Annotated in this window: 8 protein-coding genes; 3 read left to right on the top strand and 5 right to left on the bottom strand. The window is 65.0% G+C overall.

Annotated elements, in window-relative coordinates:
- Positions 1-1013 precede the first annotated feature (1013 nt).
- A complete protein-coding gene (locus BGN98_RS13955) occupies positions 1014-3251 on the top strand; it encodes a glycosyltransferase (RefSeq protein WP_288121719.1) in 2238 nt (745 codons plus the stop codon).
- Here BGN98_RS13955 and BGN98_RS13950 read toward each other — a convergent pair whose 3' ends face one another.
- Complete coding sequence (locus BGN98_RS13950) at positions 3252-5309, bottom strand: glycosyltransferase family 4 protein (protein WP_288121718.1); 2058 nt, start codon at positions 5307-5309, stop codon at positions 3252-3254.
- Between the two features lie 159 nt (positions 5310-5468).
- Here BGN98_RS13950 and BGN98_RS13945 point away from each other — a divergent pair, with 159 nt between their 5' ends.
- Positions 5469-6332 (top strand): ABC transporter permease, encoded by an 864-nt coding sequence (locus BGN98_RS13945; protein ID WP_288121717.1) that lies wholly within the window; start codon positions 5469-5471, stop codon positions 6330-6332.
- The gene (locus tag BGN98_RS13940) at positions 6316-7053 is read left to right on the top strand and encodes an ABC transporter ATP-binding protein (protein ID WP_288121716.1); all 738 of its coding nucleotides are present in this window, start codon (positions 6316-6318) and stop codon (positions 7051-7053) included. The genes BGN98_RS13945 and BGN98_RS13940 overlap by 17 nt, the downstream gene beginning before the upstream one ends.
- An 8-nt stretch (positions 7054-7061) precedes the next feature.
- Here BGN98_RS13940 and BGN98_RS13935 read toward each other — a convergent pair whose 3' ends face one another.
- Genes BGN98_RS13935 through purE form a run of 4 tightly spaced genes read right to left on the bottom strand, consistent with a single transcriptional unit; the run spans position 7062 to position 11050 of the window.
- On the bottom strand, positions 7062-7976 hold the full coding sequence (locus BGN98_RS13935) for a glycosyltransferase family 2 protein (RefSeq protein ID WP_502687839.1): 915 nt from the start codon (positions 7974-7976) through the stop codon (positions 7062-7064).
- Positions 7977-7997: 21 nt separating this feature from the next.
- A complete protein-coding gene (locus BGN98_RS13930) occupies positions 7998-9119 on the bottom strand; it encodes a glycosyltransferase (protein ID WP_288121714.1) in 1122 nt (373 codons plus the stop codon).
- 3 nt (positions 9120-9122) lie between these two features.
- A complete protein-coding gene (locus tag BGN98_RS13925; RefSeq protein ID WP_288121713.1) occupies positions 9123-10586 on the bottom strand; it encodes an LCP family protein in 1464 nt (487 codons plus the stop codon).
- On the bottom strand, positions 10583-11050 hold the full coding sequence (gene purE / locus BGN98_RS13920; RefSeq protein WP_005048199.1) for a 5-(carboxyamino)imidazole ribonucleotide mutase: 468 nt from the start codon (positions 11048-11050) through the stop codon (positions 10583-10585). Before purE ends, BGN98_RS13925 begins: the two co-directional genes overlap by 4 nt.
- Positions 11051-11056: the final 6 nt, after the last annotated feature.

The following is an 11056-nucleotide window of genomic DNA, read 5'->3' as shown; positions in this document are numbered from 1 at the left end:
AGATCAGCTACCCTCACGGAAGCGGCATAACCGAAATGACACCGTGTCCACGATCCGGGGTCAAGGCCCGTCATCGAGACCGATGCGGGGGCGTCACACGCACCTCTCACGATGTGGGTACGCGTCTTGCGGGCGCGTGGGTGCCCGATCGGACGGAAGCCTTGCACCGACTTCTGATCGCCGCCAACTGCATCCCGGCTCCCGGGGTAATCCTGCGCACCGCCGCAATCTGCGACATCGGCGGCTACGACGAAACCGTCGCTTGCAACGAATACGACATGTGTCTACGCCTCACCACCCGGTTCGGAGCCGTGCATCATCCCCGCTTCGTGGGCTCCCATCGCGTTTTGCGGGGCAGCCTCGTGCGCGCACCTGAATCCACAATGCGCCTTACTTCCCACGAGGTGCGGGCTCTGGAGAAGCACCGTGGGCGGTCGCCTCACACCGACGAGCTCATTCACCGTCGGATCCTGGAACTCGCTGAGGGTTCGGGAAACCCCTCGCCAACGCGTAAGTCCAGAGTCAAGCCATCCCGCGGCGGGCGCCACGACGCCCTCCGCCATGACCGGAACCTGAACCTAAACCTGAGCGCCCACGTTCGCGGCTCCATCAGCGGACGGACAACGCGACGGTGACCACACAGATCGCACGCCGCCTGTCGCTTCGAGTGAGGACCAGAAGAATCCTGCGGCCTCGTAGAGATTCCTTGAGACAGCCTCGGGGTGATCGTCGATGCGGCGCACCGCATACGCTAGGAAGGTGATCGAACCTCGAACCACCCACGTGTTCGGCAGAGGGCTATTCGCCATCCACGTCGACGCCGATATTGTCGCAGACGTCCACGCGAGACGTGCCAGTGCCGCGACAGTGTTGCCCACAGCAGCCGCGCCCAGTCGTCCGACCCTGCCGACGTGCTCTCATGTCCACGCGAAGGGCGCCACTCACTGCCGCGCTGACGAGCACCTGTTCGGTGATGGCGGGTTCCGGCGACGCGGCGGCAGTGATCTCGTCTCATGCCGATCACGCTGAGTGTCGTCGTCACTTCGCACGGCGAAGGGCGACTCCTCCGACCAACACTGCGTTCGGTGGCGGCCGCTATTGAGCGGCTGATCGCAGAGGGTGAGTCAGCAGAGTTGGTGATAATCTGCGACAATGCTGACGCACCCACGCGTCACGAGGCCACCCGCTTCGCTGAATCGGCCCCCTCCATGTTCAGTGTTCGAGTCGAGCACGTGTCATTGGGAGAGTCGGGTGCAGCGCGGAATTTTGCCGCCCACAACGCCCTCGGAGAGTTCATCGCCTACGTTGACGGGGACGACCTCGTTTCGTCGAACTACTTCGCCGATTCCGTGGCGCTCCTGCGCGAAAGCGATCACCCGATCGTTCTTCACCCCGAGCTCGTCATGAGTTTCGGCGCCCGGTCCCTTCTATGGCGAACTGAATCCACGCGCACGCACGAGATCGACTACCGAGACCTCATACGCCGCAACCTCTGGCCTGCGTCCTGTGTCACTCTCCGCTCGGTCCTCGTATCGATCCCCTACCGTTCCCTCGCCCCCGAAGCCGGTTATGGCCCGGAGGATTGGCTGTGGAACATAGATACCAGCGCCGCAGGAGTCGTCCACGATGTGGCGCCGAACACAGTCTTCTTCTACCGGGTCCGTGAATCGGGTGGGGTGAACAATCGTCACGCGGCATCACTTCTGCCACCCTTCGATCTCGATGGCCTGAAGCTTGCCCTTCCTCGCGTCGATCGTGCAGAACCCTCGACCGACTCCGCTCCGGCTCCGGTGACCCACCGCCTCTACCGGACAATGTTGCCGTTCGTGAGGCGCGCTACGTGGTGGCTCAGCTGGGAGGCCAAGCACGTCCTCTACCGCGGAGCGCGCGCGATCGCGCGCTCTGTGCCCGGTTGGCGGCGCCCTCGGTTGGCACCGACGATCGAGCGTGTCTCCACAGAGGTCCGCCAAGCTCTTCGTGAGGCGACGCGTCTCGAGCCCGCAATCTCGTGGACCGCGACGGCGCTTCTATCTCTCGAATCCTGGCAAGCCCGTGACGACGGTTATGGAGACATCCTCGTCGGCACGCTCGATCGCCTTCGCGACGCCAACGGGGCCCTCGTCATCGTTCCATGGGTGGGCATCGGGGGCGCCGACACCGTGTCCTTGAACTACGCACAAGCTCTGGCCGCTACGGATCGATTCCAGGGGCGCACGACAATGCTTGGGACGTTCTTGGCAGAGAAGACGGTGCACGAGCGCATTCCCGGCACCATCCAGTATTCGCACCTCGACGAACGATGGCTGACGCTGCTTCCGCACGTACGTGATCGCCTCATCGCGCAGCTCATCGTGTTGCTTCGCCCTGAGTTGGTGGTCTGCGTCAATAGCTTCCACTTCGTGCAGGCGCTTCGAAAGTACGCGCATCAGATCACTGATGGGACTCGAGTCTTCGCGACCCTGTTCTCGTTCGACAAGATCGGTGACGACTATCCGACCAATCCGATCACGGATGACAGCCAGCGGCGGTTCCTCGACGAGATCGATGCCCTTCTCACGGACAATTCGCGCACGGCAGCGACGATCACGGAGACGCTGGCCCTCGACCACCGCTCAGTCATCGTTCACCGGCAGCCCACGTCCCATTCGACCCCTCAACTGCCTCGGGCTACCCGGGCTTACCATGACGAGCACTTCTCCCACGAAAACCCGTTCCGTATCCTGTGGCCACATCGCCTCGACGGGGAGAAACGCCCCGATGTTCTTCCGAAGCTCGCCCACGAATTGAAACGGCGTGGGCTCCCAGTACGTATAGAAGCGTGGGGGTCGATCGTTCTTGGCGGGGCTGGCAACGAGATCATGTCGCAGTTCCGCGAAAGCGGGGTCGTATACCAAGGGAGCTACACGGGTGGACTGCCTACGCTCGACACCTATAGCTATCACGCGCTGCTGCTCACGTCGCAGAACGAGGGCTTGCCCCTCGTTCTCGTCGAGTCCCTGCTGCGGGGGTTGCCCGTCGTTGCGTCGGGAGTAGGAGGAGTCGTGGATATCATCCGCAATGAACAGACGGGCCTGATCACCGCGGGGCCCGACGACATCAACGGGTTCGCGAACGCTGTAGAGCGCCTGATGAAAGACCTCACGCTGCGCAGAAGTCTCATCGAAACCGGCTATAGCTTCGCAGTCGAGCACCATTCCTGGCAGAGCTTCGTAAATGCCGTGGAGCGTGACCTGCTCGGGGGGCTGACATGACTACCGTTGGCGAAAATACCGTCCGTCGTTGCGGAGTTGAGCGTCGAATGCACCATCCGAGAACGATTCTCTGATCACGGCACGCGCGCGCTGGGAACGAACCGCCGACTCGGAGGGATCGGTGATCACCGCGCTGAGGGCGGCCAGGTACGCATCCACATCTTCGAACTGATCCACCGGATATCCGGTCCGTTCAGTCAGAACCTCATCGATGCCACCGACGAGAGGCGCGATAACTGGAATACCTGCCGCCATTGCCTCCAGGATCGTGAGGGGGATTCCCTCCCACTCACTCGTCAAGATGTAGGCGCCGTAGCCGCACTCCGACACGTCATCGAATGTCGCGAACGGAGCGTGTCGAACAGCACCAGCGCGCTCGAGGCGCTTGAGCGTTTCAGCGAGCCCGCTAGCGCCCATAACTTCTAGGCCGTAGAAGTGGAAATCGACGGCGAGGCCCCTCGTCCGCGCAGCCTCAACCACAGCAGCGAAAACATCGAGCCTCTTCGGCGTGTCGAAGCGCCCAGCCCACAACACTCTGAGCGGCGTCGAACGCGGGCCCGACACTATACCTTCGGGCACGCCGACCACGCTTCGTTGAACCCTAAATTTCTCCCTTGAGTAGCCAAGCTCCGAGACGACGCGATCCACGAAGAACTGCGAATCAACGAGGACCGCGCTCACCGGGTCCAGAAACCCCGGCCTGCGCAGAAACAGAACGGAGAGCGCCTCACCGTCGGAACTGCGATCGATCGCGAAGGTCGACAGGAACAAGCGGCTGCGGCCTGCGAGGACGTCGCCGAACTGCTCGACGACGTCAAAGGCGACGGTGGAGTTGAAGGCGTGCACCGTGTGCGGACTGAGCTGCGCGAGAAGCTGCGGCACGATCCACTCGACGAGAGCGTCGCGATGTATGCCACGCTCGAGCATCTCGCTCAACTCGACCACGGCCACGCTGTGGGGAAGATCTGCGAGCCGTGTCGATCGCACCGGCTCTGTCGTGATGAGCGCGACCGACGCTGTCGGGTCCTGACGCTGTATCGATTGGATGTACTGAATGACGACGGTGTCGCCACCGCCCTTACGAAGCCACGGCGCGAACAGCACGTAGTCCGGAGCCGGTCCCAGGCGATCCATGATCCACCAGTACGCATCGATCTCGCTGCGTCGCCGCGCGGCCTGGGCATCCCAATCCTCTGCCCAAACAGCGACATCTCCCCGCGGAAAGGGAACGAGGGCGTCGCACCGGTTGGCCTCGAACCACTGCGCAAGGAGCGGAAGAGAGAAGCGATGAGGCGCGGCTCTGCGCGCTCTGACGGAGGCGGCTGTCTCCTGCCACGGCCGCAGCAAGTGCATGGCTGTGCGCAACACCCGTCGCCCCCGCCCCGAGTGAGACGCGGCTCGGCCGACCTCGCGTGCGTCTGTGGGGGCGAGCGTCGAAGAAGCGAGAAGATCGACCGGGGAGAGAATCGGTCCCGCGTGCACGCGTGGTGCCTCTGCTGTCCAGCAGCGGATGAAAGTGGCAGCACCCGGCACGGGCACGACCCGCACGCCCGCATCGAGGAGGGCCGCGGATGCCGCGACAACTCCAGCGCTCCCGGCCTTTCGGAAAGCGCTGGCTATCACCGCGGGAGTTCCGGCAAGCGTCGACTCCCACACCTTCTCACGGGCAAGTCGGCGTGCGAGGTCGCGAGCGCCCACGGCTTCCGGAGCATATGCCGGCTGCCGGGCCGTGCCTGTGCGAAGTCCGAATGTGATCACCACCTCGGGACACCAGACGCGATGCTCACTCACATCGCCTGCACCCAGAGCAGCAAGGAACGGTGCCGATAGGTGGTTTCCCGCCTCGACGACAGCAACGATGTCGGCTGCGGATGCGGCGCATCCGGCCGCGATCAGCAAGGAAGAGACGTCTGTGGATTCGCTCAGCAGCCGGTGGCCGGCAGCCGCCTCGGGCAGCCGGGCGACGAGCGCATCGCTGACGACGAGGATGATGTCGACCGCCACGGCGTCGCCGACAGCCCGTGCGGCCGCCTCCGTCGACCTGATCGTCGCGGTCACCTCACGCCCATGACGGGACACGGGGATGACGACATCGATTCTGCGCGGGCGCGTATCGTCCTCACTCGTCACCGACACAGCCTATCCGGCTCCCAGGAGCACTCTCGGAGTGGACCATTAGGATGTTGAAGTTGCGTGTCCGATTCGCTCAGGAAGCCCATGACTGCCGACAACAGTGTTGCGATCCTTCGGGAGCCGGGAACCGGCCTCGGACTCATTGACGTCTTCCAGCGACGCCACCTCCTTGCACTGCTTGTGCGCAAGGAGGTTCAGATCCGCTACCGCGGGTCCGTGCTCGGATGGATGTGGTCGTACGTCAAGCCACTCGTTCAGTTCGCCGTGTTCTTCGTTGCACTGGGTCTTTTTCTCGGCCTGAACTCGAGCATCGGCTTCTATCCGATCTACCTGCTGTCCGGCTTCACTGCAGTCACCTTCTTCAGCGAGGCATTCCAGAATGGAACGCGGAGCATCGTCGACAATTCCGCTCTCATTAAGAAGATCTATCTTCCTCGCGAGCTCTTCCCCGTTTCCAGCATGCTCGTCGCGACCGTCAACACGATCCCACAGATCATCGTCGTCTGGGTGCTGGCGATCATCTTTGGATGGAGCTTCTCACCTCTCGCCGTGGGAGCGATCCTGCTTGGGGTGATCATCATCGCCATCTTGTCGACAGGACTAGGTCTGCTGTTCGGCGCAATCAACGTGGCTTTCCGCGATGCGCAGAGCTTCGTCGAGATCATCATCATGTGCGCGATGTGGGCGTCACCAGTCATGTACCAATGGTCGATGGTCGCCCAGCATCTCGGCCCGGTGTGGTTCACCGTGTACCGCCTGAACCCTCTCACGCCGGCCGTCGAGCTTTTCCACTACGGGTTCTGGCTGGACCTGAACCCGACGAGCGGTGAGCCGCTGCCCGACCTGTGGCTGTTCTCTCTCATTGCATTGTTGACTGCTCTGACGGCGCTCGTCGCCGGACAGCTCGTGTTCCGGAAGCTAGAAGGTCGTTTTGCCCAAGAACTCTGACTCCGCGCCGGTGATTGTCGTCGACGACGTCCACAAGGACTTCAAGCTGCGTCACACCCACTCCATCAAGGAGACTTTTCTCGCTGCGATTCGTCGCAAGCCGCTAACTACTGACTTTCATGCCCTCGACGGGATCTCTTTCGAAATCGCTGCCGGGGATGCGGTGGCGCTCCTCGGCTTCAACGGATCGGGCAAGTCCACGCTGCTGAAGCTCATCTCCGGTGTCATCCGTCCCGACCGCGGTCGGATACTGACGCGCGGCCGTATCGCGGGGCTGATCGAGGTCGGCGCCGGCTTCCACCCTGATCTCTCCGGTCGCGAGAATGTCTATCTCAACGCTGCCATCCTCGGAATGTCGAAGAAGGAGACGCAGGCGCGGTTCGACGAAATCGTGGCATTCAGCGAGATCGAGCCGTTCATCGACACGGAGGTGAAGCACTATTCTTCTGGTATGTTCCTCCGGCTTGCCTTCGCGGTCGCGATCCACACGGAGCTCGATATTCTCCTCATCGACGAGATCCTCTCCGTCGGCGACGAGCCGTTCCAGCAGAAGTGCCTGGCACGTATTCGCGAGATGCACGCTGAAGGCAAGACACTCGTTGTCGTGTCACACGACCTCGACATGGTCTCTACGCTGTGTTCGCGCGGGGTCCTGTTGCGAGGGGGCCAAGTCGCCTTCGATGGGCCCAGCAAGGAGGCCGTCGCGCTAATGCGCGCGTGATGGGCGCCTCACCGGCCGAACAAGCGACGCAGACGTCTCCAGACGGGGTGGCGAGCGTAGATCTCGTCGACGATCTCGCGACGCTGACGGTCAAGCTGGATGGTCATCTCGTGAACGAGCCGCTCGCGGATCTGACGCTCCATCTGGGCTAGGTACAGCGGGAGCCCCAGTCCTTGTGTGGCGACCCACTTCCTGAGCTCGCGATCCCTGACGGCGGCATCGTCGCGCACGTGAGCGCCGGCCAGCTCGAACATGCTGTTCGCTGAGCTGCCTGTCACAGCTGGCCGCTGCGTCCAGTAAGCGAGGACGTCTCCGGGAAGGAAACCCAGTGCGAAACGGGCCGTGATCCGAAGGTAGAAATCCCAGTCCTCGACTGTCTCCAGGGCCTCGTCGTACGGGCCGACGGTGTCGTGGACGTCACGTCTGTACAACACCGAAATGGGGACCATACGGTTCACTTCCAGCAAAGCCGTAAAGGAGACCGCGGTCATGCCGTTCCAGAACGGGACCCGGTCGTACTCGACCCACTCCCCCACGACGCGCCGTTCGTACACGATCTCAGTCGGAACCACCACACCGGCGTCGTGCGGGTGGCTATCGAGGTACGCCACTGTGCGGCTCAGGAAGTCGGGGTGCCACAGGTCGTCATCGTCGTGGAGGACGACATACTCGCTCTCCGAGGCGGCGATTCCCGTGTTGGCCGCCGCGCACCGTCCGCCGGGAGCGGCGCTGTCGAGGACGCTCACCCGCTCGGTGAGCGCCGAGGCGAGAACGACTCGCTCCACGTCGGCCCTCAAACCGCCGTCGTTGACCACGACGACGGCGGCATCTGTGAACGACTGCGCCGCGATGTCGCTCAGCGCGCGAACAAGGAAATCGGGACGATCCTTGGTGCGGACCACGACCGTCACCCTATGGCTCATTGCATCAGCCTACTGTCGCCTTCACAGGTCCGCGTGCAGCTGCCACACCCGCTCCGCCGCGCTCATCCAGGAGAACGCCCTGCCGCGATCGGCTGCCAGCACGGCCTGTCGCTCGACCGACGTCGTCGAGCCGAGCAGTCCCGCGAGCGCCTCCGCGAACGCACCGTCGTCGCTCACCGACGCCAGCACTCCCCCGTCCCAGACGACCTCGCGATGTGTTTCGGAGTCCGCGGCGATGACGGGAACACCGACGGCCAACGCCTCCACGACCCGCCACGGAAAACCGCTCAGCGTCGACGGAGCCAGCAACGCCACCGCCCCGCCCAGAACGGCCGCGCGATCCGCGTCCTCCAGGGCGCCGCGCACGTGCACACGCCCTTCCGCCAGACCGGATGCCGCAGCAAGCTCGGCGACGGCGGGCTCGTCGCCCTCCGGCGCGTCCAGCACGACGACGGGCAGATCGGCTCCGGCCGCGGCGACGGCGGCGAAGGCGGCCGTGAGCCCCGCCGACGCCGCCGATGACCCGGGAATGACGAGGCACCCGTCGGGGATGCCGAGCGCCCGCCGCCGCCCGACCTCGTCGGTGGGGACAGCGAAGCCGGCCGGTGCGGCTCCCGCGATCACGCGGATCCGGTCGCCGAGGGGCGCGATCTCCGCGAGATGGTGCGCCATCGCATGGGTGGGCACCACAACGGCATCCGCGTGCTTCACGGCGCGCTTGAGCATCGCCCGGTGCCACGTGACGGCCGTCCGCGGCATCTCTCCCGCCCGCTCCCAGGCTGAGAGATCCCACATCGTCACGACGGTCTGGTCGTTGTCGTGGACGCGATCGTGCTTGATCAGCGGCGCGAGCGAGGTCGGCGAATGGATCATGCCTCCGCCGATGCCCGGTGCCAGCCCGAGCTGCCACGAGGCGGCGAGCTCACGCCTTGCCAGCGAGGCGCGCGTCACGTCGGCGAGTCCGGGCACCGCCCCCTCGAGATCGCCCGCGGCATCGGGCGCTGAGGGAACGATCGCCGCCACCTCGCACCCACCGGGCGTTGTCGCGATCAGCGCCCGCGCCAGCTCACGAGACGCGGTCTCGAGGTCGGCGTCCGTCGGCGCCACGACCTGGTCGAGCACGACGCGCAGTGTGGCGGTCACGGCTCAGCCCTCCGAACTCGGCGTCGGAGACGGCGGATAGAGCGCCTGCCGGATGAGGTCGCGCACGTGCGCGTACTGGTCGGGCGTCGGGTCATCGGTGAGAATCCCGGCGCCCTTGGGGGTGAGCTCGAGCGTCTGCACCGGCTGCTCCTTGGCCTTCACGCCCAGTTGCACGAGGAAGCCGAGCATCGAATCCGGGATGTCCGTCTTCACGAGATCCGATCCCGCCGCCGCGACCGCCTGAAAGCGACTCAGCACGTTCGCCGGGTTCGCCTGCGCGAGGATCGCCTGCTGCAGCTCGCGCTGCCGGCGCATCCGATCCCAGTCGCTCGTCGTGTAGCGCGACCGCGCGTACCACTGCGCCGTGTCGCCATCCATGTGCTGCGGACCCGCCTCGATCCACCCGATGGCCCAGTCCTCGGCCGGCTCCCCTTCATAGGTGGGCCCGCCCCCCTTGGGCAGCCGTTCCTGCACCGTGATGTTGACACCGCCGAGCGCGTCGACGATGTCGGCGAAGCCCTTCATGTCGACGAAGACGTAGTACGGGATCTGGATGCCGAGAATGCCCTCCGCGGCATCCTTCGTCGCCTCGACGGCCGGCGTGGAGCTGTTCGCCGCGGCATCCGGGTAGATCTCCTTGCCGTCATCGGGCTGGCAGATCTCGACGGCGTTCATGAGCTGGTTGATGCCCGGACCCCACCCGCAGGTCTCTGAGGGATGCCCCTGGAAGCCGTCCGGATAACGGTCATGCATGGGTCCGTCGGCGAACGGCGCGTACGCGAGATCGCGAGGGATACCCGTGATGTGCACCGCACCTGTCTCGGCGTTCACCGACACCACGGAGATGCTGTCGAACCGCATCGAGTCTCGCCCCAGGCCGCTGTCGGCGCCGAGGAGCAGGAAGTTGTAGTAGCCGTTGGAAGGGGGAACCGGCGGCGCATTGTTCGTGAAGATCGCGGCGATCGCCTCGCGCGCGGGGGCCAGCAGCTGCTGGGCCGCGTAGACCGCACCGCCGCTACCGACGATGAGACCGACGATCGCCAGGGTCGCCGCGAGCGGACGCGCGCCCGGCCGCAGGTTCACGAGACGGATCAGACGCAGAGTGTCGATCGTCAGCACGACCCACAGCACGGCGTACGCCAGGAGCACCAGCTGCACGGCGAGCAGGGCGGCGGCGTTCGTGCCGAGAGTGAACAGCAGCGTCGGCCACACCAGCGCGGCCACGGCGGCGACGACCACGCCCACCCACATGATCAGCGTCGCCGTCAGACCCACCCGGCCGAGGCGGCGGCTTCCGGCCAGCACCTGCGCCGACCCAGGAACGAGGAAGTTGAGAGCCAGCAGCCACCACGCGCGGCGGGTCATCACGCGCGGCGAACGCGTATCGGGGCGGCGCATCGGCTGCTCGCCGACGATCACCGGCTCCGCCGCGGGCCGCGGTGAGCGCGGTGGGGCAGCCGTGCTCACAGAGACTCCTTCAAGCGCAGGTTCTTCTCCTCGACCTGCGCCTCCAGCGTGCGCGCGTACTGCTCGACACGGTCGGCGATCCGTGCGTCGGACGCACCGAGGATCCGGGCCGCCAGCAGACCGGCGTTCTTGGCGCCGTTGATCGACACGGTCGCCACGGGAATCCCCGCCGGCATCTGCACGATGCTGAGCAACGAGTCGAGCCCATCGAGCGTCGCCAGCTGCACCGGCACACCGATCACCGGCAATGCGGTGACCGACGCGAGCATGCCCGGCAGATGAGCCGCACCACCCGCACCCGCGATGATCACACGCAGGCCACGCTCCCGAGCCTCACGCCCGTATCGCAGCAGCTTGTCGGGCGTGCGGTGCGCGGAGACGACTTCCACTTCGTGCTCGATCGTGAACTCGCTGAGCACCTGAGAGGCATCGCTCATGACGCGCCAGTCCGAGTCCGATCCCATCACGAC

The sequence above is a fragment of the Microbacterium sp. 69-7 genome, assembly GCF_001897985.1.
Lineage (GTDB): Bacteria > Actinomycetota > Actinomycetes > Actinomycetales > Microbacteriaceae > Microbacterium > Microbacterium laevaniformans.
This window is presented reverse-complemented; position numbering and strand designations above follow the sequence as displayed.

Excerpts from the sequence above, each read along its gene's own strand:
- BGN98_RS13955 (WP_288121719.1), top strand. The coding sequence starts at position 1,014 with ATGCCGATCACGCTGAGTGTCGTCGTCACTTCGCACGGCGAAGGGCGA.
- BGN98_RS13935 (WP_502687839.1), bottom strand. The coding sequence starts at position 7,976 with ATGAGCCATAGGGTGACGGTCGTGGTCCGCACCAAGGATCGTCCCGAT.
- BGN98_RS13945 (WP_288121717.1), top strand. The coding sequence starts at position 5,469 with ATGACTGCCGACAACAGTGTTGCGATCCTTCGGGAGCCGGGAACCGGC.
- purE (WP_005048199.1), bottom strand. The coding sequence starts at position 11,050 with ATGGGATCGGACTCGGACTGGCGCGTCATGAGCGATGCCTCTCAGGTG.